This window comes from Clostridium sp. JN-1, from assembly GCF_003718715.1.
GTDB lineage: Bacteria > Bacillota > Clostridia > Clostridiales > Clostridiaceae > Clostridium_AV.
The window spans coordinates 2,234,274-2,257,050 of record NZ_CP033465.1 but is presented as its reverse complement, the minus strand read 5'-3'; the positions used below and the strand labels follow the sequence as shown (position 1 = coordinate 2,257,050).

At 30.0% G+C, this 22,777-nt stretch carries 19 protein-coding genes and 1 pseudogene; 15 read left to right on the top strand and 5 right to left on the bottom strand.

All coding sequences use genetic code 11. The features are described from left to right. Window positions 1-2: 2 nt before the first annotated feature. On the top strand, window positions 3-1,808 hold the full coding sequence (locus EBB51_RS10735; protein ID WP_123054464.1) for a hypothetical protein: 1,806 nt from the start codon (window positions 3-5) through the stop codon (window positions 1,806-1,808). Window positions 1,809-1,872: 64 nt separating this feature from the next. Here EBB51_RS10735 and mntR read toward each other — a convergent pair whose 3' ends face one another. Beyond that, window positions 1,873-2,343 (bottom strand): transcriptional regulator MntR, encoded by a 471-nt coding sequence (gene mntR, locus EBB51_RS10730; protein WP_123054463.1) that lies wholly within the window; start codon window positions 2,341-2,343, stop codon window positions 1,873-1,875. A gap of 196 nt (window positions 2,344-2,539) precedes the next feature. On the opposite strand from mntR, the gene EBB51_RS10725 reads away from it, so the two are divergent. After that, the gene (locus EBB51_RS10725) at window positions 2,540-3,814 is read left to right on the top strand and encodes an Nramp family divalent metal transporter (RefSeq protein WP_123054462.1); all 1,275 of its coding nucleotides are present in this window, start codon (window positions 2,540-2,542) and stop codon (window positions 3,812-3,814) included. A gap of 286 nt (window positions 3,815-4,100) precedes the next feature. Continuing rightward, window positions 4,101-4,226: pseudogene (locus EBB51_RS13980) on the top strand (chromosomal replication initiator DnaA); the annotation flags it as partial. Between the two features lie 63 nt (window positions 4,227-4,289). On the opposite strand, the gene EBB51_RS10715 reads toward EBB51_RS13980, so the two are convergent. The 3 genes from EBB51_RS10715 to EBB51_RS10705 form a co-directional block, all read right to left on the bottom strand. Further along, on the bottom strand, window positions 4,290-4,721 hold the full coding sequence (locus EBB51_RS10715) for an EamA family transporter (RefSeq protein ID WP_123054461.1): 432 nt from the start codon (window positions 4,719-4,721) through the stop codon (window positions 4,290-4,292). 622 nt (window positions 4,722-5,343) lie between these two features. After that, the gene (gene queF / locus EBB51_RS10710) at window positions 5,344-5,838 is read right to left on the bottom strand and encodes a preQ(1) synthase (RefSeq protein ID WP_123054460.1); all 495 of its coding nucleotides are present in this window, start codon (window positions 5,836-5,838) and stop codon (window positions 5,344-5,346) included. A 14-nt stretch (window positions 5,839-5,852) separates the two neighbouring features. Next, window positions 5,853-6,335: a QueT transporter family protein gene (locus EBB51_RS10705; protein ID WP_123054459.1), complete on the bottom strand. Its 483-nt coding sequence runs from the start codon at window positions 6,333-6,335 to the stop codon at window positions 5,853-5,855. A 487-nt stretch (window positions 6,336-6,822) separates the two neighbouring features. Between EBB51_RS10705 and EBB51_RS10700 the strand changes: the two genes are divergently transcribed. From EBB51_RS10700 to EBB51_RS10650, 11 genes are all read left to right on the top strand, one after another. Further along, the gene (locus EBB51_RS10700; protein WP_123054458.1) at window positions 6,823-7,674 is read left to right on the top strand and encodes a methyl-accepting chemotaxis protein; all 852 of its coding nucleotides are present in this window, start codon (window positions 6,823-6,825) and stop codon (window positions 7,672-7,674) included. 252 nt (window positions 7,675-7,926) lie between these two features. Continuing rightward, a complete protein-coding gene (gene ugpC / locus EBB51_RS10695; protein ID WP_123054457.1) occupies window positions 7,927-9,036 on the top strand; it encodes a sn-glycerol-3-phosphate ABC transporter ATP-binding protein UgpC in 1,110 nt (369 codons plus the stop codon). Between the two features lie 23 nt (window positions 9,037-9,059). Next, window positions 9,060-9,998, top strand: coding sequence for a helix-turn-helix domain-containing protein (locus EBB51_RS10690; protein ID WP_123054456.1), 939 nt, complete (start codon window positions 9,060-9,062; stop codon window positions 9,996-9,998). Between the two features lie 178 nt (window positions 9,999-10,176). After that, window positions 10,177-11,196, top strand: coding sequence for a LacI family DNA-binding transcriptional regulator (locus tag EBB51_RS10685; protein ID WP_123054455.1), 1,020 nt, complete (start codon window positions 10,177-10,179; stop codon window positions 11,194-11,196). A gap of 46 nt (window positions 11,197-11,242) precedes the next feature. Next, complete coding sequence (locus EBB51_RS10680) at window positions 11,243-12,574, top strand: ABC transporter substrate-binding protein (RefSeq protein ID WP_243103842.1); 1,332 nt, start codon at window positions 11,243-11,245, stop codon at window positions 12,572-12,574. An 84-nt stretch (window positions 12,575-12,658) separates the two neighbouring features. After that, on the top strand, window positions 12,659-13,522 hold the full coding sequence (locus EBB51_RS10675) for a sugar ABC transporter permease (protein ID WP_123054454.1): 864 nt from the start codon (window positions 12,659-12,661) through the stop codon (window positions 13,520-13,522). Beyond that, window positions 13,522-14,349, top strand: a complete 828-nt coding sequence (locus EBB51_RS10670) for a carbohydrate ABC transporter permease (protein WP_123054453.1) — start codon at window positions 13,522-13,524, stop codon at window positions 14,347-14,349. The genes EBB51_RS10675 and EBB51_RS10670 overlap by 1 nt, the downstream gene beginning before the upstream one ends. A gap of 13 nt (window positions 14,350-14,362) precedes the next feature. After that, complete coding sequence (locus tag EBB51_RS10665) at window positions 14,363-16,411, top strand: TIM-barrel domain-containing protein (RefSeq protein ID WP_123054452.1); 2,049 nt, start codon at window positions 14,363-14,365, stop codon at window positions 16,409-16,411. A gap of 25 nt (window positions 16,412-16,436) precedes the next feature. Beyond that, window positions 16,437-17,915: a 4-alpha-glucanotransferase gene (malQ, locus tag EBB51_RS10660; RefSeq protein ID WP_123054451.1), complete on the top strand. Its 1,479-nt coding sequence runs from the start codon at window positions 16,437-16,439 to the stop codon at window positions 17,913-17,915. Between the two features lie 5 nt (window positions 17,916-17,920). Next, window positions 17,921-20,296 carry a glycogen/starch/alpha-glucan phosphorylase gene (locus EBB51_RS10655; RefSeq protein WP_123054450.1) on the top strand — a complete coding sequence of 792 codons (2,376 nt, stop codon included), beginning with the start codon at window positions 17,921-17,923 and terminating at the stop codon, window positions 20,294-20,296. A 161-nt stretch (window positions 20,297-20,457) separates the two neighbouring features. Beyond that, complete coding sequence (locus tag EBB51_RS10650) at window positions 20,458-20,631, top strand: aspartyl-phosphate phosphatase Spo0E family protein (RefSeq protein ID WP_123054449.1); 174 nt, start codon at window positions 20,458-20,460, stop codon at window positions 20,629-20,631. Between the two features lie 25 nt (window positions 20,632-20,656). Here the strand turns inward: EBB51_RS10650 and EBB51_RS10645 are convergent, their stop codons facing one another. Beyond that, window positions 20,657-20,827: a hypothetical protein gene (locus EBB51_RS10645; RefSeq protein WP_123054448.1), complete on the bottom strand. Its 171-nt coding sequence runs from the start codon at window positions 20,825-20,827 to the stop codon at window positions 20,657-20,659. Window positions 20,828-21,391: 564 nt separating this feature from the next. On the opposite strand from EBB51_RS10645, the gene EBB51_RS10640 reads away from it, so the two are divergent. Continuing rightward, window positions 21,392-22,753: a radical SAM protein gene (locus tag EBB51_RS10640; RefSeq protein WP_123054447.1), complete on the top strand. Its 1,362-nt coding sequence runs from the start codon at window positions 21,392-21,394 to the stop codon at window positions 22,751-22,753. The last annotated feature ends 24 nt before the right edge of the window (window positions 22,754-22,777 follow it).

Sequence of the window (22,777 nt, the reverse complement as noted above, 5' to 3'; positions counted from 1 at the left end):
TTATGGAATGTAGATTGATTCTTAAGCCTAATAAGTATAATAAATTAGAAGTGATTTTAGACGAAACACCAAGAAGCAGACTATTTAATCGTAATAAGATAGCAGGAATTGTCTATAGTGATATTGAATACAGCGCATCTATATTTTTTGAAGAAAAAATAAAAAGTTTGAAGATATTTATTAATAATAAACTTCAAGAATATACTTATGACAGCGGAAATATAACTTTTGAAAATAATGGATGTACTGAAAAAAGAGTGTTTACAAATTATTTTGGATGTGTGAATTTTACTATTGATATTGAAACAAATAGTGGATCTCATGAATTTTTTTATTCAGATTATTATGATGTTGGAATAAGAGATAATAAATTAAATGAAAATGTAAGGAAAATGGCAGAGTATGTATTTGATAATTCTCCTAAATATCTATTTAATAATTCTTCAAATGTTATGGATTTTTTAAATATAAAAAATAGTAGGTTCAAAAATATTGATACTGAAATTTCTATATTAGAGAATATACTGCGTGAATATGAAGAAAATTTTAAGTTTTTTATAACAAATTCAAAATATAAGACATTCAATAATTATATTGTAGATGATTTTGAAAAATTGAAGGAAATAAAATGTGAAACCATACAATATATAGCATCTAATCCTCAATATCTTATACCTGTAAGCTACTTTACGCATATAAAATATAATAAATTGAATTTACAGCCCAGAAAGGTTTTAGTAGATAGGACAAGGTTGGATTATGATATATATGAAAATCAGGTAGTTGTAAGTTTTTTGAGTTACATATATAAATATCTTTATAATAAGATTATTAAAATTAAAGAAAAAGTTATATATAATCCAAGTTATTCAATAAGGCCAAGCTATATATCCTCATATAAAGAAATATATAAGCACTTATTAAGCCGGATAGAAAATTATATTAATCGTGTAGAAAAGATAAATAAAGGAATTCAGAGAATGTATTTTATGTACAGCAAAATTTTAAAATGCAGTCATATAAATATAACTCGTGTTCCAAAACCATCGCATATTTTTATGGAAATTCAGCATTATAGGCGTATATATAAGGTTATTGCAGACTGGTTTGAGTCTGGAAATTATGATTTTGAAAACGAGAAAATGCTGTTAAGTTTGATAGAAGTAAATAAAATATATGAATATTATATTTTATTTAAGATAAATAATTATCTAATTAAAAGAGGATTTTTCTTAAAGAAGTCTATTAAGGCTGAATACAAATTAAAGGATAATCAACTATATGAAAATACCGAGTATGAAAATACATTTATGTTTACAGAAAAATTTTCAAATGTTACTGTATACTATCAGCCTGTAATATATGATGGACCTAGTAAATATAGTAATGGAGTAGGGCTGTTTAGAAATAATTGCATTTCCTTTGATTCAAGTAAATCCAATTATTATGCACCTGATTATGTGATAAAAATATGTAAAGGTAAATCTTCAAAATTTATTATATTGGATGCAAAGTGGTCGAATTTTGATACTGTGCTGCATTATAGATTTAAAGAAATCGTGTATAAATATATTTTTTCTATTAGTACAATTGATGAAAATGACGAAATTGATAAAGTTTGTGTTGTTAATGGCAAGCCAAAAGAAAATCAAATTGAATATATTTATAATTATTACAGCAGTAAATTTACGGAGAGGAATAATCAAATAAAACCTTCAGCAAAGATTTTAACGCTGCATCCAGATATAGATAAAAATACACAAGAGCAATTACTAGATAATTTATTTTCAGAAATTGTTTTTAGTTAATCAAAGTGCACTCAATGGGATGGGTGCACTTTGATTGTTTGAATGATTATTTCTACAATATTCATCATTTTAGGGCAGCCTTATAAGCCTTAAATCTGCTGACTATATCAGGGTTATCCTTAACAAATTGTAAAAAATCTTGAAAACATTTTGTTGTTTGTTTACTTATTGTGTGCTCAATTTTTTCAGTTTCCTCCAAAACATTAGATTCTGAAACATCAAGTATCCTTAAAAAATTTTCAATAATATTATGACGATTAAGCAGTGCAGCTCCAAGGACCTTTCCTTTTTCCTCAAGTATTAAAATTCCATATCTCTCATATTTTAAAAGCTGTAACTCTGCTAATTTTTGTACCATTTTTGTTGCTGAAGGAGGCTGAACATTAAGTGCATGTGAAAGTTCATGAATTCTTGTGAACCCTGTATTTAAACATAATCTATATATCATCTCAAGGTAGTCCTCCATGGATGCAGTAAGATGGTTATCTTCCTTTTTCATATATTCATTAAAGGTATAAAAGTCGTTTTTAATCATATTTTCACCTACTTTAAGCTAAAATCCCTTTAATAAATTATATGTTTGAATAAGTAGAAAGATTACTTTGAGGGAACACTTTTCCTATTATTACATAGTTTATATTAGAAAAAATCTTAGCCTTGGCTAACAAGGTTAACTAATAATAACTATTTTATTCTTATTTAACATATCTAATAAGGAAGGTGACATTTCCATGCAGAATGAAAAAAATTTAATCGATGTGAATATAAATCAACGAAAAGTAATGAATCAAAGTAAAATAAAAGAATTAGGAAAATTTTTAGGACCTGCTTTTATTGTTAGTGTAGCATATATTGATCCAGGTAACTTTGCAACTAATATTAGTGGCGGATCAAAATTTAACTATACACTCATTTGGGTAATCTTGTGGAGTAACTTAATGGCTATATTCTTACAAATTATGTCTGCTAAATTAGGAATAGCCACAGGTCATAATCTCCCTGAAATGTGTGCTAAAGTGTTTCCTAAGTCTGCAAACTGGGCGTTTTGGATTATTGCTGAATTTGGTGCTATGGCGACAGACTTAGCAGAGTTCCTCGGAGGAACATTAGGATTATATTTATTATTTCATATACCTATGATATACGCAGGACTTCTTACAGGATTGATAACATTTATAATTTGCTATATGGAAAAATACGGTCAAAAGGTACTAGAAATCATAATATCATCACTTGTTGCCGTAATATCTATTGCATATACAATAGAAATATTTCTTGCTAAACCAGATTGGGCTCAAGTAGGTATTCATACAATAGTTCCTATATTACCCAATGGTGAAGCTGTATTAATTGCTGTAGGAATGCTTGGTGCAACGGTTATGCCTCATGTAATATACTTACACTCACAATTAGTTCAAGATAGAAGTGTTGATTTGTCAGATGAAGGCAAATTAAAACATTTAAGAATGGAAAAGATAGATGTGGCTATAGCTATGAATATAGCTTTTATTGTTAATGCTGCAATGCTTATAGTATCTGCTGCAGTTTTTTATAAGAATGGAATGGTAGTAGATACAATAGAACAGGCCCATAAATCATTACAACCTTTAATAGGACCTTTATCAAGTGGTGCATTTGGAATAGCATTACTTGCGTCAGGATTATCATCTTCAGCTGTTGGAACCCTTGCAGGACAAACTATAATGAAGGGCTTTGTTAATTTAAGCATACCTGTAAATTTAAGAAGACTTATAACGATGATACCAGCTCTAGTTATTATTTCACTTGGAATTAATCCTATGTATGCTCTTTTTTTGAGTCAAGTTGTACTTAGTTTTATTTTACCATTTCCAATAATCCAAATGTTAACTATAGCTAAACGTAAAGATTTGATGGGTAACTTAGTTAACAAAGGTTTTGTACGAGTGTTAGGTGTTCTAATAGCTGCAATAATAATAGTATTAAATATAGTGCTTTTATATTTAACATTTACCGGTCAGGCTTAACATTTTTAGAGGACAGAGGACAAAGTCAGAGGACATAGGACATAGGACAATGAAGGAGGATTTTTCTTAGCTTCGCTTACGAAAAATCTTTAATTAAGCTTTTGATAACTCGTTTCGCTAAAGCGAAACACTGCCAACTTCAATGTTCTCTAACCTTTGTCCTCTGTTTTTTTGTCCTCTAAAAAATGCTTCTAAATATGTCCAATGATATAAAATATGCATATTTTATATATAGAGGGTATTTTTTAAAAATAATTATTTTATATTTTAATTGGGAGGAATATTTATGGCTAAATACAGACAGCTGCATACAGATTTCTGGAATGACGGCTTTGTTTTAGATTTAACGCCTGAAGAAAAGTTTTTTTACATATATTTGATGACTAATTCAAATACTACTCAGTGCGGTATTTGAATTCCATGGCAGATGCGCCAGTGCCAATACTTTGAAACTTAAATACTTAAAACTAAGACTTTAATTCAAATTAATAAAAATCAATCCTACTATGCAGCATGCAATACCTATTATTTGATATAAACCAATATGTTCTTTATAAAATAAAGCACCAATAATAACTAAAAATATTGCTAATGAGATATTTGCAATTAATGAACCTTTGCTTATATTCCAGCCTACTCGATACATATAAATATACCCAACTTCCATACCTAAGATTGCCAATCCAAGAACATAACTTGTCCAATTTAATTTATGTATATCAGTTAAAATCTTACTCGATTTAGATGTTAAACAATAGATTGCTAGAGCACTAATCATACCAACCAGGTAAGTTATTGAAACCGATAAGAATGAGTTTGCTTCTTTTGGTATATTCTTAGTTGTAACATGATAAATAACATTAGATGTGATAACTATAATAATTGGTACAATATAATTAAATGACATAATTAATCTCCTTGCAGTATAATTGCTTTTCTATTTTCCTAATATATTTTGCTTCTTAACATAAAAAATTATAGTGTTTAATAGTTAGTAAATAATTTTCTTATAGCATAACAATCCACCTAAAACAAAAGCGCTTAAATATCATGCTTTGAAAGGTCTGCAGCGTGAAATTTAAATGCTTATTATTTTCTCTATCTGGCGGCAAAGAAATAAAGTTTTTTTATTTATTTTCGTACTTATTATAACATTTTCATTAATGATTTCAATCATCCTGGCTGCATAAACTTTGTAAATTTTATATAGTAAATGCTTGGAAAGGTATTAAGCTATTGTAAAATAATAAGGAAGAGTGTTTGATATCTTTGATAATAATAAAGCCTAATGTTATAACATTTACATCTAGTTAATAAATATGACACTAAATTGTAACAATAACTATATATAATAATAATTGTCCCAAGTAGATAGAACTTAGACAAAAATTAAAAATATAATAAGTCCCCCTTATTATATGGATAGAAGAGGCTGCCGCACTAAAAAGTTAGTACGACAGCCTCTTATTTTTGCTGCATATTTGAAAGCTCTAGTTAAACACAGAGCTTTTTTTAAAACTTTACATTAGTTATCTATTGTCGATTTTTTCAGGATAGAGATCATGATAATATAATCTTTTTTGGGCAACATGTTCCCACGGCGTATTTTTTTTACCATAATTAACATAGGGATCAATTGATATTCCACCCCTTGGAAGAAATTTTCCCTGTACTTCTATATATTTTGGGGACATGATTTTTATAAGGTCTTTCATTATTATATTAATACAATCTTCATGAAAGTCACCATGGTTCCTAAAACTAAAAAGGTACAGCTTTAATGATTTACTTTCCACCATTAACTTATCTGGTACATAAGAAATATAAATTGATGCAAAATCTGGCTGACCGGTTATTGGACAAAGACTTGTGAATTCCGGGCAGTTGAATTTAACAAAATAATCATTATCTAAATGCTTGTTTACAAATGTTTTAAGGACTGAAGGATCATAATCAAATTTATATTTTGTGTTTTCTTTACCAAGAACAGTATTATTTTTTAACTCAGTTTCTCTGTCATTCATATTATCATCTCCAATTAAAATCTTATTTTGTTTTGTACTTGATTAATAAGTATTACTCCCATAATAGCTGGCAAAACTTGACCTATACAGAGACTTGCAGCAAGTATTGTATAATTTATATTAAGTATTTTTGAAAGCCATATAGGAACTATAAGTCCAGGACCACAAATAAGTGGTATAATAAGAAACCAGCGATTAAGATTCGCACGTCCTATTAAATATGTACATGTACTTGTTATGACACCTACTAAAAACCCGCCTAGTATGTCATAAATCCCCATTCCCCCTGTGAGAGTATTGCTTATCATATTGCCAAGACCAAGAGGAATTATTAGATAAGGAGCAAGAGCACTTAATGAGTATAGTGCAGTAGCTATTCTTATCTGATATTGCCCAAATGCAAACCATTGGGTAAAATACATTAGGGATATGTATATAGCCATTACTATCCCTGATATTGCAATTCTTCTTGTACTAAAAATTTTTGCGTTTTCCATTTTTCCCCCTAACCCAGAGGTAACTATCCCAAAAATAAAAAAAGCACCTAAGTGCTTTATAAATGGATTATTTTAAATAATCCATGCCCTTAGTTTTATTTATAGACAGGATGGTTACGAACTGTCTTAATTAAGTATTTGTAATTTACACACCATATATTATATTATAATTTTAACATAAAGATAATTATTTTTCACATGGAAATGAAAATATTGCGATGCAATGTTTTTGAGAGGACAGGAACCAGAGGATATAGGACAGAGAAGGAGGCTGTACTGCGAAAAATCAACCTTTTCTGTCAATTGTCCTATGTCCTCTGTCCCCTAAAAAATGCTTTGCATTTTTTTTTATATTATGAGTTGCAATTGATTATATGTAGAAATTTGAAAATAAAGTCAGAATATTATATAATTAGCTTATAATTTAATGTCAGATAAAAAGTAGAAATGTGAAATTAAAAAGGGTTATTTAATGGAGGATATATTTATGGATTACAACAAATGTTTTGATGAAAAACTAAGTGATGAAGAAATTTTGAAATTATTTTCTAATGTTTTACCGTATTTAAGTAATCTTTCAATGGATGATACAGCATTTGCGATATCAGATAAAGAAAAACTTATTTGTTATGAAGCTGCTGCAGGACTTAATTTACATGTTAAACATAGAGATGGATTACTTCCAATAGTAAAAGATTGCATAAATAGTGGTAGGACTCAAAAAGGAAATATACCAGCAAATGTATTTGGTAAAGCTTTAAAAGTTATAGTAATGCCTATAAAAAATTCAAAAGGAGAAACTATCGGAACGATCAGTAATGGAATTGACATGGAAAATTCTAATGAGATGGTAGACAGCGTAAATGAAATAGCTCAATCGGTAGGTCAGGTATCAATTGGTGTGAGTGATTTATCAGAATCAGCTTCGGAACTTGCTAAGTCTGGACAAAATGCACAGGAGTTAGCTCAAAAAGCTTCTGAAGCTTCAAAAAAGACTTCAGAAGCACTAGAAATTGTTAAAGGTATTGCTGATAAAATAAATTTACTGGGTTTGAATGCAGCTATTGAATCAGCTAGGGCTGGTGAGTTGGGAAGAGGATTTAATGTTGTATCAAGTGAAATAAGAAAACTTGCAAATCAAAGTAAAGAATCTGTTAATGTCATAAGAAATATTGTTGAAGAGATGAATAGTTCTGTAAATAACATTGCTAAAGCAGTTGATGATTCAGCAGCTGTAAGTGAGGAACAGGCAGCATCCATTCAGGAAATAAGTGCAACTATTGAAAGTACCAATGATAACTTGCAGAAATTAAAGGAATTTAGTAAGAGATTTTTATAGTACATGATTGCTTTCAACTGTAGGGTTTTTGATTCCAAACTTAACTCATACTCCGGAATATATTTGCAAACTAGAAATCCTATAATAGATGTAAAAGGATAACTTCCATGATATTTAGTTCTATCACAGGAAGTTATTTTTATTGTACTTATTTACAAATAAAGCTTATTAAATTTGTAGTTCCTGCGAATGGAAAGTTTTAAATTGCCATGGTAAAATATTCATATAAATATTTTGTAGGAGGAATTATAAATGGCAAATGTATCTTTAAATCATATACAAAAAGTGTACACAGGCGGTGTGGAGGCAGTTAAAGATTTTAATCTTGAAATAAATGATAAAGAATTTATAGTATTTGTAGGCCCATCAGGATGTGGAAAATCTACTGTACTTAGGATGATTGCAGGACTTGAGGAAATAACAAGCGGCGAACTTTATATAGGGGACAAGCTCATGAATGATGTATCACCGAAAGATAGGGATATAGCTATGGTTTTTCAAAACTATGCATTGTATCCTCATATGACTGTTTACAATAATATGGCTTTTGCACTTAAACTTAGAAAAGTACCTAAAGATGAAATAGACAAAAAAGTAAAAGAAGCAGCTGAAATTCTTGACTTAACTAATTTATTAGATAGAAAGCCGAAAGCATTATCAGGAGGGCAGAGGCAGAGAGTTGCTATGGGAAGGTCAATAGTTAGGAATCCAAGGGTGTTTTTAATGGATGAACCTCTGTCAAACCTAGATGCTAAATTAAGAGTGCAAATGAGAACAGAAATATCAAAACTTCATAAGAGATTACAGACAACATTCATATATGTTACACATGATCAGACAGAAGCTATGACACTTGGTACTAGAATTGTAGTTATAAAAGATGGTGTTATTCAGCAGGTTGATACGCCTCAAAATATATACAATAATCCTGTAAATATGTTTGTAGCTGGATTTATAGGGAGTCCTCAAATGAACTTTATTGATGCGAAGATTGAGGATACAAATGGGATAGTTAAAGCTAAATTTGGAGAAGATGAAATACTCTTACAAGAAGGGACAGCTAAAATTTTAAAAGAAAAAGGATATGTTGGAAAAGAAGTAGTGCTTGGAATAAGACCTGAAAATGTAAGTAACACAGAAGAAAGTATCAGTAAGTTTAAAGATTCTGTAATAAAATTAAATGTAGATTTAACTGAGCTTATGGGTGCAGAAACATATATATATTTATCTAAAGATAACTTAAAAATAACAGCAAGGGTAAATGGTACATCTAATGTTAAAGCAGGAGATAGTGTAGATATAGCACTGGATTTAACTAAAATTTATGTGTTTGACAAAGAAAGCACACTTGCAATTTTGTAATGCATTCTTAGGAGAAATGGGAAATGGACAGTTTCACTAATTTTTTAAAGCAATTAGCTAAAAATACTGAAAGCAAGTTTAATTTAATTGAGAGTAATGGACATGAGTTATTTAAGGGATTTAACATGAAAAATTGTGAAGTTATATCACTCAACTTATCATTGAATAATAAAGAAGTAGGACTTTATGTACCTAAGGAATATAGGAGCAGTTTAAAACTTTTAAGATATATTATTATAAGTAAATATAACAATAATATAAGTAAAAATCAAAAGATTATACTTAATATATTAGAAGGAAAAGAAGTAGACAGCAGCATTAAAAATGAACTATCTTTTTTATTAAAAAAATGCAGTCTTCTTATTATTAATGCAGACGGAGATAAAATTGAAGCTTTAGACATAATAAATAAATTGTATGAAAACTTTGAAATGATAGGTGTTATATATAAAGATGATATTGTAATAATAGGTTCCTTTGATGATGTTTGCGAACATGTAAATGGGATTAGGGAATCTATAATGAGTGACTTATATTGTAAGTGCTGTATTAGTGTATCAAATTCTATAAATGATTATAAAGATATACGAAAATCATATTTTGAAGCTTTAGAAAGTATGGCTCTTGGTAAGAAATTTGGTATAAAGGACGGAATATATTATTACAAAAACACATTATTAGAAAAGATAGTATATAACTTAAAAAGTGATGTAAAAGATGAATTAATGTGTAAGTTTAAAGACATACTGTCTGAATTCGATAAAGATATGATACTTACTATACAAGAATTTTTTAAATGCGAACTCAATATAAGTAATACAGCAAAAAGATTGTATATTCATAGAAATACTTTAATTTATAGGCTTAATAAACTTAAAAAAGATACTGGTTTCGATATAAGAAATTTTCACGAGGCAGTTATATTTATAGTTATATTTTATATTTGGAAAGAGAAAAAATAAGTTGACTTTTATATTAATTCGTAAAAGTGGAAAAATTTTTAAAAGTATGTTGAAAAACTTTGGAAGTGTAGTATAATGTAACTATATATTTGGTAACGTTACCAGTAACGTTACCAAATGACAGCTGCAAATATATAAAATTGAAATTAAAAATATAATCTAAGGGTGGATGTTTTAAATGGCTAATTTAACAATAAAGGATATATCTAAAATGGCAGGTGTTGGGGTTAGTACTGTATCAAGGGTTTTGAACAATCATCCTGATGTAAAAGAAGAAACGAGGGAAAAGGTTTTAAGAGTAATAGATAAAGTAAATTATGTGCCAAATAACAGTGCTAGAAATTTAAAAAGAAATACTTCAAATAATATAGGGGTTTTAATCAAAGGTATCCATAATCCATTTTTTTCTGAAATGACAAAATTTATAGAAGAAAAAATAGCTGAGAAGGAGTATTCAATGATACTTCACTATAACAATACAAATCCAAATGATTTCGAAATTGCTGTTGAATTTATAAAGGAGAAAAGATTAAAAGGGCTCATATGCTTAGGGGGTTATTTTAATAATTTAACTAAAAATCAGCTTAAGGATTTAGATACGCCTATAGTTTTTACATCAATAGACAGCATAAAAAATGTGGACAACAGCCTTTTTTCAAGTGTAACTATAGAAAATAAAAAAGCAGCATTTGATGCAGTAAACTATATATGCAGTTTGGGACATAGAAATATTGGAGTTATAACAAGCTGTGAAAAAAATACTAGTGTAGGAAGGCTTAGACTTGAAGGGTATAAAGAGGCTTTGATTCAAAATAATATTGAATATAATAAAGAGTTTTCAGAAAAAGGGGAATATACTTTTGAAGCCGGCTTTAATGCAGCAAATAAACTTTTAGATAAAAATCTAAATATTACTGCGATATTTGCGTCAAGTGACATTATGGCAATTGGAGCATCTAAGGCAATATTAAAGAGGGGACTTAGAATTCCTGAGGATATTTCTATAGTAGGTTTTGACGGTATAGAATATGCAAAATATTTTCACCCATCTATAACTACAATTAGGCAGCCTGTTGAGGATATGGGAGAAAAAAGTGCGGACATCTTATTTGATATTATAAATGGTAAGAGTGGGCACAAACACGTAGTAATAAATACAGAGTTAATAAAAAGAGATTCTTGTAGAAGATTAATATAATTTATTAGTTCTGTTTTTATATAAAATTTATAAGGGGGAGATCGTTGTGAAAATTAAGAAACTTGCGGCAGTAGCTATGTCTTCTATAATGATTATGTCATCTTTAACATTAGTTGGCTGTGGAGAATCGGGGAGCTCAGATTCCAGCAGCAGCGGCAAACAAGTAACTATTGATATGTTTCAATTTAAAGTTGAAAATGCAAAGGAACTTGAAGCTGCTGCAAAGGAATATGAGAGCAAAAATAAAAATGTAAAGATAAATATACAGACTGTAGGCGGAGGAAATGATTATGGTGCTGCTCTTAAAGCAAAAGTTCAATCCGGCGAAGAGCCAACAATATTTAACATAGGCGGTCCGCAGGACGTTAAGGATTGGAAGGAAAGAGTTACAGATTTATCAGGAGAACCATGGGTAAAAGATTGTGTAGCTGGCACACTAGATGGAGTTAAAGAAGATAATAAGGTATATGGAATGCCAATGTCAATTGAAGGATATGGTTTTGTATATAACAAAGAAATATTTAAAGCAGCAGGAATAGATGTAAGCACTATCAAGGATTATGACAGTCTTGAAAATGCAGTTAAGACACTGGATTCTAAGATAAAATCAGGAGAACTGAAATCTAAATATCCAAAGCTAGAAGCAGTATTTGAATTTCCTGCTAAGGAAACATGGGTAACAGGACTCCATACAGTAAATGCAGCTTTGTCACCTGAATTTGGTAATTCAGTAAACGCATATAAAGCTAAGAAAGTTGACTTTAAATATAAGGATGGATTGAAGAACATAATAGACCTTCAAGCTAACTATTCATCAAATGCTTCTTCAAAAGGTAATTTAAATTCAGTTGATTATGCAACTCAAGTTGGACAGGGAATTGCTGTTCAGCGTGTTGCCATGATTCAACAGGGAAATTGGATAGTAAACGATGTTAAAAAAGTTGACCCGAAAGTTGCTGATAATCTTGGAATATTGCCAATACCAATTAAAGGTGCAAAAGAAGATGTAATTCCAGTAGGTGTTCCTATGTATTGGGCTGTTAATAGTAAAGCTTCAAAGGAACAGCAGGATGCAGCTAAAAAGTTCTTGAATTGGTTATATACTTCAGATGAAGGTAAAGATATTGTAGTAAATAAGTTCTCTTTTATAGGACCATTAAAAGCATATAGCAATATGCAGCCTAAAGATTCTCTAGGACAAGATGTACAGAAATATGTTAAATCAGGAAAGGCAGAACAATGGGTATTCATGGGATGTCCTAGCGGCTGGGGTCAGGATGTCTTTGGAAAAGAAGTTCAAAAGTATCTATCAGGAGAAGAAAGTTTTGATCAAGTTATAAGTAATTCTCAAGCACAGTGGGAGCAAATAAGAAAATAAATATGTTAAGGAGAGAAAATTCTCTCCTTAAATTATAATTAGCATTTTGAATGAATTGAAATATTGGAGAGGGGTAAGAAAAATATGAAAAAGTCTAAACTAACATATTTTTTTATGGCACCTGTATTATTTGCATTCTTTTTAGTAGTTGTTATACCTGCAGTTCTCGGGATATATTATTCATTTACTGACTGGAATGGTATTGACAATAGTGTAAAGTTTGTAGGAATAGCAAATTATGTAGAAATTTTTAAAGGGAATAGTGATTTCTTAAAATCATTTATATTTACGCTTAAGTTTTCTATTGTATCTGTTATTTTAATAAATGTTATTGGATTTGGACTTGCACTTTTAGTTACTAGAGGTATGAAAACAAGTTCTATTTTAAGAAGTATATTTTTTATGTCAAATATGATAGGCGGTCTTATATTAGGATTTATATGGCAGTTTATTTTTACAAAGGCATTTGATTCTATAGGCACAGCTTTGGGAATTCAATTTTTTAAAGGATGGTTATCAACTACAAGTACAGGCTTTTGGGGCTTAGTTATACTCATGTCATGGCAGATGTCAGGTTATATGATGGTAGTTTACATAGCAGCTATTGAAGGTATTCCTGAAAATTTAATAGAAGCGGCTGAAATAGATGGAGCAAATAGTTTTCAAAAGCTTACAAAAATAATCATTCCAATGGCAGCTCCAGCTTTTACAGTAGGTATTTTCTTAACACTTTCAAACTCCTTTAAATTGTATGATCAGAACTTGTCACTTACAGCAGGAGCACCTTATGGATCTACTGAAATGCTGGCACTTAATATATATAATTCAGCCTTTGTATACAATAAATTTAATATAGCTCAAGCAAAAGCAGTAATATTTTTAATTACAGTTGCAGCTATAACCTTAACACAACTTTATTTCAGTAAGAAAAAGGAGGTAGAAATGTAATGAAAAGAGGAACTTTAAAGAAAATATCCTGGTATGTGGGTTCTACTATCCTTTCTATTATATTTTTGTTTCCTATTTATATAGCTGTTACAGATTCCTTTAAAACTCAAAAAGGATTATATCTAGATACTATTGGACTGCCAACAAAAGCCGTATTTACTTTAGAAAATTATGTACAAGCATTTAAGGACCTGGACTTTTGCAAATCATTTCTAAATTCTCTTACTATAACAGTTATAAGTACAGTTCTTATAATAATTCTTACGTCTATTACAGCTTGGGTTCTTGTAAGAAGTAAGACAAAGTTTAGTAAATTTGTATTTTTCTTATTTGCATTAGCGATGATTATACCATTTCAAGCTGTAATGCTTCCACTTGTGCATATGGCAGGTAAACTTCATTTATTAAATCCAGCAGGACTTATTTTTATGTATGTTGGATTTGGTTCAAGCTTATCTGTAATTCTTTATCACGGCTTTATTAAGGGCATACCTGTAGAACTAGAAGAAGCTGCTATCATAGACGGATGTAACAAATTTCAAGTGTTTTGGCTTGTTGTATTTCCGCTTTTAAAGCCAATAACAGTTACAGTAGGTATTTTAAATTCAATGTGGATATGGAATGATTTCTTGCTGCCTCAGCTTGTAATAAATAAACCTCAGTGGCAAACCATACCGCTTAAGATGTTTTATTTCTTTGGAGAGTACGCAAAAAAGTGGAATTTAGCTTTAGCAGGACTTATCATATCCATAATTCCAATGATTGTATTTTACTTTTTAGCTCAAAAACATATTGTTAAGGGTATAACCCAGGGATCTATAAAATAAGGTGGTGTTAAATGTGAGAGTTTTCAAGATAAATGAAAATATAACTAAGTACACTTTTGGAAATCCTTTTGATACTGAAGCTGTGTCTTTGAAAGGTACCGAAATTACAGAAAAGAATATTGAATTTTTTAAAATAACTAAAGATGAGAACTTTAATTTGATATATAACATGGAGCCTTCTCAAATTGTGTTTGGACTTGGTGAAAATTTAAGGGGAATAAACAAAAGAGGATGGATACATGAATCCTTTTGCAGGGATGAGCCGCATCATACGCCGGATAAGAAGTCACTATATGGTGCTCATAATTTTATAGTTCTAGATGGATATGAAAGGTTTGGAGTATTTGTTGATTTTCCGGGAAAGGTTGTATTTGATGTAGGATTTTCAGATAATGAAAAGTTAAAGATATCGCTAGATGAAGAAAACTTTGATATTTATATAATACACGGCAAAGATGTAAGAGCCATTGTAAAAAATTTTTTAAGCATAATAGGCGATGTATATGTTCCTCCAAAATGGGCATTTGGGTATCAACAATCAAGATGGAGTTATAAAGATGAAAATACAGTTTTAAACATTGCAGATAGTTTCATAAAGAATGACATTCCATGTGATGCAATTTACTTGGATATTGATTATATGGATAAATACAAGGATTTTACAGTAGGTAATAATAGTTTTCCTGATTTCAAGAACTTTGTTAAGAAAATGAAAGAAAATGGTTTTAGACTTGTACCTATAATTGATGCTGGAGTAAAGATAGAAAAAGGTTATGATGTTTATGAAGAAGGAGTTAAGGAAGGATACTTTTGTACTAATGCTGAAGGTAAGAATTTTACTGCAGAAGTATGGCCGGGGCTGTGCCATTTTCCTGACTTTTTAAATAAAAAAGCAAGAAGGTGGTTTGGACTTAAGTATACCATGCTTACAGATATGGGTATTGAAGGATTTTGGAATGATATGAATGAACCAGCCTTTTTAAATACATCAAATATTGATGAGGATTATAAATCTATGTACCATAATGTAAATGGAAATAAGATAAATCATTATAAAGTACACAATATGTATGGATACAATATGTTAAGAAGTGTGTCCGAAGGACTTAAAGAAAAATATGACAATAAAAGATTTTTGCTTTTCTCAAGATCATCATATATTGGAATGCACAGGTACGGCGGAATATGGACTGGAGACAATCATTCATGCTGGGAACACATACTTTTAAATATAAAGATGATGCCATCTTTAAATATGTGCGGTTTCCTATATAGTGGGGCAGATACAGGAGGATTTAGTGGAAATTCTAACTCCGAACTTGTTATAAGATGGACACAATTTAGTATATTTACGCCGCTTTTTAGAAATCATTCTGCTGCGGGTACAAGAAATCAAGAGCCTTTTTCATTTGATAATAAGACTACAGATATATTGAGGAATATTATAAAATTTAGATATGCATTAATACCTTATATATATTCAGAATACATGAAGGCTGTTATAAATAATGATATGTATTTTATGCCTATTTGCTTTGAATACAATGATAGCATGTCCAGAAAAATAGAAAATCAACTTTTAGTTGGAGGTTCTATTATGATAGCTCCAATATATGAGCAAAATTCTGCAGGTAGATATGTATACTGCCCTGAAGATATGCTCTTATGGAAGGTGTCAGATTTTAAAAATAGAAAATTTACTGTAGTTAGAAAAGGGCATATGTATTTAGATGTTGATATTGATGAAGTACCTATATTTATAAGAAAAAATAGTATGCTTGTTATAGGAAATCCTGCTAAAAATATAGATAGTCTTGATAATAGAGAGTTAAATGTAATAGCGTTTGTAGAAGGTACGGCAGAATATACTTACTATGATGATGATGGAGTAAGTTTTGATTATAAAAAAGGTAAATACCTTAATATGGAAATTAGAATTAAAAAAATAAAAGATGATTATAAGATAGATGTTAAAAATAGCAGCAAAAATTACTTGAATAAATTGAACTTTGAAATAGTAGATGAAAAAGGAAACTTAAAGAAGAAAACAGTATATATTTAATTAATTTAGTAAGGAGAATTTAGCTATGATTAAAAGAAGCAGCGGTATATTAATGCATATCACATCTTTACCGGAAAGTTATGGAATTGGTACATTTGGAAAAGAAGCTTATAATTTTGTGGACTTTTTAATAAAAGCAGGACAAAAATATTGGCAAATACTGCCCTTAGGACCTACTGGAGAAGGAGATTCTCCTTATCAACCTTTTTCATCTTTTGCCGGAAATCCATATTTTATAGATTTAGATATTTTAAATTTAGATGGAATTTTAAATAAGTCTGTATATGAAAATATAGATTTTGGCAGTGATCCTGAAAAAGTAGATTACGATAAGATATTCAAAAATAAGATGAAAGTTTTAAAAATTGCTTATGAAAATTTTATAGAAAAATATAATCCCCATATAGATAAGTTTAGGGAAGAAAATAAATTATGGCTGGAAGATTATGCACTTTATATGGCATTGAAGTTAAAGTTTGACTTAAAGCCGTGGCAGGAGTGGGAAACGGATATTAAACTTAGAAAAAAATCTGCTTTAACTCATTATAAAAGTGAATTAAAGCATGATATAGGATTCTGGATATTTTTGCAGTATGAATTTTTTAAGCAGTGGACTGCCCTTAAAAGCTATGCAAATAGAAATGGAATAAAAGTCATAGGAGATATTCCCATTTATGCAGCCGCAGATAGTGCAGATACTTGGTCAAATAGTGAAGTATTTTTGCTGGATGAAAACAAAAATCCTATCATGGTTTCAGGGTGTCCCCCAGATGCTTTTTCAAAAACAGGGCAGTTATGGGGTAATCCTATATATAACTGGAGTTACTTGGAAAACAGTGGATATAAATGGTGGATAGAGAGAATTAGAAAAAATGCCAGTTTATATGATGTAACGAGGATAGATCATTTTAGAGGATTTGAGTCTTTCTGGGAAATTCCATTTGGTGAAGATACGGCTGTAAATGGCAAGTGGGTAAGAGGACCTGGAATAAAGTTGTTTGATAAAGTTAAAGATGAATTGGGAAATGTAAGTATAATAGCTGAAGATCTTGGATACCTGACTGAAGATGTAATAAATTTCAGAATTGCTGCAGGGTATCCCGGCATGAAAGTACTGGAATTTGCCTTTGACACAAGGGAAGAAAGTGACTATCTGCCGCATAATTATGATAAAAATTGTGTAGTGTATATTGGAACTCATGACAATGCACCTGTTATGGGATGGCTTCAGGATGCCAGCGAAAAAGATGTGAATTTTTCTAAGAAATATTTAAAGCTAAGTAAAGAAGAAGGATATAATTGGGGATTTATAAGAGGAGCTTTGAGTTCTGTGTCTAACCTTTCTATTATACAGATTCAGGATTATCTAGGGTTTGGAAATGAAGCTAGAATGAATATTCCGTCTACCATAGGTGGAAACTGGCAGTGGAGAGTAAAAAAAGAAGACATTAATGCTAAGTTAGCAGAAAAAATTAAAGATATTACAAAATTATATGGGAGGTAGCTAAAGTGTTAGACGTAAGTCAATTAAAAGAAGACATACAGAAGTTTCTTAAGGTAGATTATGCAGTGAATTTAGATACTGCAAAAACCTATCAGAAATATAATGCAGTTTCTAAAGCTGTTATGGCACAAATAATTGACAATTTGAATAAAACTTGTGAAGTTTATTCAAAGAACAGGCAGGTGCATTATTTTTCTGCTGAATTTTTAATGGGAAGGGCTTTAGGGAATAACTTAATGAATCTTAAAGTTTATGAAGATGTAAAAAAAGCTCTGGATGATATGCATATAGATATAAATGCTGTTGAGGAAATAGAAGAAGATGCTGGAATTGGAAATGGCGGACTTGGAAGGTTAGCTGCTTGCTTCATGGATTCAGCAGCTGCAAATAACTTGCCTGTTACAGGATATGGAATTAGGTACAGCTACGGACTTTTTAAACAGAGTTTTAAAGATGGATTTCAAGTTGAAAGTGCAGATAACTGGTTAAAATATGGAGATCCATGGTCTATAAGATGTGATAGTGATGCTGTAACTGTAGATTTTTCAGATTACAGTGTAAAGGCTGTCCCTTATGATACTCCAGTTATTGGATATGGTACGAAAAATATTAATAAAATAAGACTTTTTAAGGCAGAACCTATAAATGAATTTGATTTTAATGCTTTTAATGATCAAAAATACAAAAAAGCAGTTGAGGAAAAAAACAATGCGGATAATATATCAAAAGTTTTATATCCAAATGATTCTACAGAGTTAGGTAAAATACTTAGACTTAGACAGCAGTATTTTTTTACTTCTGCAGCTTTAAAAAATATAATTAAAAAGTTTAAAAGATATCATGGTGATGATTTTAAACTATTTTCTAAATACAATGCAATTCAATTAAATGATACCCACCCAGTTTCAGCTGTACCAGAATTTATAAGAATACTTACAAAAGACGAAGGTATGAACTTTGAAGAAGCATGGAATATAACTGTAAATGTATTTTCATATACAAATCATACTATAATGAGGGAAGCCCTTGAAGAATGGGATGTTGAATTATATAGAAATTTACTGCCAGATGTGTATAGAATAATTAAGAAAATAGACAGCAGACTAATCAAGGAACTTGAAGCAAAAGGATATGGATACGATAAAATAAATTCAATGAGAATAATATATAATGGAAAAATTAAGATGGCATACCTTGCAATTTACGGATCTCACAATACAAATGGTGTATCAGAGATACATACAGGTATACTCAAAAACAGAGAACTTAAGGATTGGAATGAATTATACAGTGAAAGATTTCTAAATGTAACTAATGGAATTACCCCCAGGAGGTGGCTTCTACTTTCAAATAGGGAATTAGCATTTTTTATAACAGAACTTTTAAAGACTGATGAGTGGATTACAAACCTTAATTTATTAAAGAAACTTGAAGAGTATGCAGATAATAAAGAGGTATTAAATAAATTTTTAAGTATTAAAAAAATGAAAAAAGTTCAGCTGGCACAGCATATAAAAGTTCATGAAAATATCACTATAAATCCAGAATCTATATTTGATGTTCAAGCAAAGAGGCTGCATGAATATAAAAGACAGCTTTTAAATGCATTTAATATTTTGAATTTATACTATAGATTAAAGGAAAATCCTGAAATGGATATTGTACCAAGAACATTCATTTTTGGAGCAAAAGCAGCGCCTGGATATATTAGGGCTAAAGCTATAATAAAGTATATAAATGAAATAGCCAAACTTATAAATAATGACGATTCAATTAATGGAAAAATTAAAGTGGTTTTTATTCAAAATTTTGGAGTATCGTATGGAGAAAGGTTATTTCCAGCTGCAGACATTTCGGAGCAAATATCAACAGCTGGCAGGGAGGCATCTGGTACTGGAAACATGAAACTTATGTTAAATGGAAGCCTAACTATTGGAACTTACGATGGTGCTAATATAGAAATAGTACAGGAAGCAGGAATGGAAAATGAGTTTATATTTGGCTCGCGTTTTGAAGAACTTGAGAAAATAAAGAAAAGTTATGATCCTAAGGAATATTATAATTCTGTACCAGGACTTAAAAGAGTAGTAAACACATTAATAGATGGAACTTTTGATGATGGTGATACAGGGATATTTGAAGATTTATACAATTCGCTGCTTAAAGATACAAAAACTGATAGAGCAGATAATTATTTTATACTTAAAGATTTTAATGATTATAGAAAGACTCAATGCAGGATAAATGAAGAATATAAAGATAAGTTATCATGGGCGAGAAAATGCTGGATGAATGTTGCAAATGCAGGTAAATTCAGCAGTGATAGAAGCATAAAAGAATACTCAAATAAAATCTGGCATATAGAGCCGCATAAATGTTAATGCATGGGGCTGCCGCACTAAAAAAATTAGTACGACAGCCCTATTTTTGTTGATATTTTTTGAAGTGAAGTAATAATATAATGTGGATTTTGTCCCAGCATATTAATATTTGTTGAATGTGCCCTCTTTTCTTATACTAATTTGGAAAGGAGGGTACAATAATGTCAAAGATAGAAAAAATATTACAACAAATAGAAGACTTGAGAAAAAGTCTTAATGCATTAATTGAAGAAAAAGATACTTTATTAGATCCAAAAGTCATTAATGCAAGTCAAATGTTAGATTCAATGTTAAATGAATATAACAAAATAGTTGAAACAAAAAAGGACAAGTAAAAAAGTGGGGAGGCAAAAACCTCTCCTATTTGTTATGAGATAATTTGGATCTCTTTGTATACTTTTTACCATTTGAGTGAGAACCTATTTTTTCACCATGTTCAATACCTATCTCGGCGCCTGCTTCAGAGTACATTTTTCTCATTTCAGCATTAGATTTAGGTCTATCTTTAATTCTGTTTTTATTATTATCCATATAAATTCCTCCTGTAAAATTAATAGTTTACTTAAACTGAGTACAATTTTCTACAAAAAGTGTTAAACTAGTGGTAAAATCTTTTATCACTAGTGCAGTAATGTTTGAAGAATTTAAATTGTACATGCAGTATGGGAACTAAAAATAAAGGGCTAAATGCTGGAGATTTACCATCTCCAGCATAAAGGTAATTATCAATATATCAAAAAATAATATTTATGTTTAGTTAAAAACTTAAATATTCAAGGTTTTAATACATTGACAGCCTTATATTAATATAATGTGCAAAACTTAATTTATCTATGCGTAAAAGATAAAAATAATAAGTTTCTTATGGTACAAGGTCACGAGGTTTTACGACTAAATTATAAAATTATAACATATTATTAAAGAAAGGATATTTCTTACAGAATGAATCTTTCTTTATCATTATCTCTTAAATTTTTATACGCACTAATACTTATTAGAATACATAAGATTTTACCTGTTTATATAAATTGTTAAAGAACAGATATAAAAGCTATTCTATTATCTTAGAACTTAAATTATAGGGAGGTAAGTTATATGAAAATAGTTTTTATTGTACCAACAGCAGATATAAGGAGGAATTCTATATACAGATTTGGAAGTAAAATTTATGGACATACAAATAGTATTGTAGGTCCTCTTATACTTGGTAGAATTTTAGAAGATGCAGGTCATACTGTAGAAGCATATGAGGAATTGTACGAGGATTTAGATTTTAAAAAATTTGAAGATGCAGATTTTATAATGTTATATACCATGACTTCTAATTCTACTAGGGCTTATCATATTGCAGATTATTTTAGAAATGAAAAACATAAAAGGGTTGTAATAGGTGGAATACATGCATCAAGTATGCCAGAAGAAGCTTTGCAGCATGCAGATCAGGTGATTGTAGGTGAAGGAGAAAGTGTAATTAGAGATGTAGTTGAAGGCAGAATTAAGGATAAAATAGTTTATGCAAAATGTATAAAAAATATAGACGAAATACCATTTCCAGACTATAATATTCTAAAAACACCATGTGATGCGGCAAATGTAATTACATCAAGGGGATGTCCTTTTGAATGTTCATTTTGTACTACATCAAGAATGTTCCATCCATATAGGAAGAGAACACCAGATAATGTAATAGAAGAACTTAAAACGTATAAGGAACAAGGATTTAAATATATGAATTTTGAAGATGATAATTTTACTGCAGATAAAGCAAGGGCTAAAGGAATATTAAGAAAAATGATTTCAAACAAATTAGTGTTTAGAGAGACTTTCTTTTTCGGAAGGACGGATATGGCAAATGATGAAGAACTGCTTCAGCTGCTTCATGATGCTCATTTAAATAGAGTACTTATAGGAGTAGAATCTTTGAACCAGAAGTCTTTAGATGATATAAATAAAAAACAGAAAATTTCTGACATTGAGAAGTGTGGTAAAGTTCTTAAAAAATATAAAATAAAAATAATCGCAAGTTTGGTACTTGGATTGGACAGCGACAGCAAGGAAGATATGGAAAGGGGTGAGCAATTTTGCAAAAAAATAAAGGCATATCAATTTCAACCTGCTATTTTAACTCCTTTTCCTAAAACTCCTGTTTATGAGCAGTATGAAAAGGAAAATCGTATGTTAAAAAATGACTGGCAGTATTTTGATATGATGGTTGTAAACTTTAAACCTAAAAATATGTCACCCTACGATTTGCAAAGTGAGTTTTTTAAATTGATAAAGAAGTTTTATACTTTTAAGTCATCTTTTGCAATGTTTAAAATTTTTGGACCTGCAGCAGGGTTTAGAAGGTTAGGTCTGTGGATTGCAGTTAAGTTTGTAAATATATTTTTTAAAAGAAAATCAAACATGAATGATGGAAATATATACAACAAGTTAAAAGAAGTTTCCAATAGTTAAGGGAAAAACAGAGGATAGGAGACA

Bases quoted from the DNA above. Each gene is read 5' to 3' on its own strand.
- EBB51_RS10705 (WP_123054459.1), bottom strand. From the start codon at position 6,335: ATGGAAAACGCAAAAATTTTTAGTACAAGAAGAATTGCAATATCAGGG.
- ugpC (WP_123054457.1), top strand. From the start codon at position 7,927: ATGGCAAATGTATCTTTAAATCATATACAAAAAGTGTACACAGGCGGT.
- EBB51_RS10685 (WP_123054455.1), top strand. From the start codon at position 10,177: ATGGCTAATTTAACAATAAAGGATATATCTAAAATGGCAGGTGTTGGG.
- EBB51_RS10645 (WP_123054448.1), bottom strand. From the start codon at position 20,827: ATGGATAATAATAAAAACAGAATTAAAGATAGACCTAAATCTAATGCT.
- EBB51_RS10725 (WP_123054462.1), top strand. From the start codon at position 2,540: ATGCAGAATGAAAAAAATTTAATCGATGTGAATATAAATCAACGAAAA.
- EBB51_RS10700 (WP_123054458.1), top strand. From the start codon at position 6,823: ATGGATTACAACAAATGTTTTGATGAAAAACTAAGTGATGAAGAAATT.
- EBB51_RS10690 (WP_123054456.1), top strand. From the start codon at position 9,060: ATGGACAGTTTCACTAATTTTTTAAAGCAATTAGCTAAAAATACTGAA.
- queF (WP_123054460.1), bottom strand. From the start codon at position 5,838: ATGAATGACAGAGAAACTGAGTTAAAAAATAATACTGTTCTTGGTAAA.
- EBB51_RS10715 (WP_123054461.1), bottom strand. From the start codon at position 4,721: ATGTCATTTAATTATATTGTACCAATTATTATAGTTATCACATCTAAT.
- EBB51_RS10670 (WP_123054453.1), top strand. From the start codon at position 13,522: ATGAAAAGAGGAACTTTAAAGAAAATATCCTGGTATGTGGGTTCTACT.
- EBB51_RS10675 (WP_123054454.1), top strand. From the start codon at position 12,659: ATGAAAAAGTCTAAACTAACATATTTTTTTATGGCACCTGTATTATTT.
- EBB51_RS10650 (WP_123054449.1), top strand. From the start codon at position 20,458: ATGTCAAAGATAGAAAAAATATTACAACAAATAGAAGACTTGAGAAAA.
- mntR (WP_123054463.1), bottom strand. From the start codon at position 2,343: ATGATTAAAAACGACTTTTATACCTTTAATGAATATATGAAAAAGGAA.
- EBB51_RS10640 (WP_123054447.1), top strand. From the start codon at position 21,392: ATGAAAATAGTTTTTATTGTACCAACAGCAGATATAAGGAGGAATTCT.
- EBB51_RS10735 (WP_123054464.1), top strand. From the start codon at position 3: ATGGAATGTAGATTGATTCTTAAGCCTAATAAGTATAATAAATTAGAA.
- malQ (WP_123054451.1), top strand. From the start codon at position 16,437: ATGATTAAAAGAAGCAGCGGTATATTAATGCATATCACATCTTTACCG.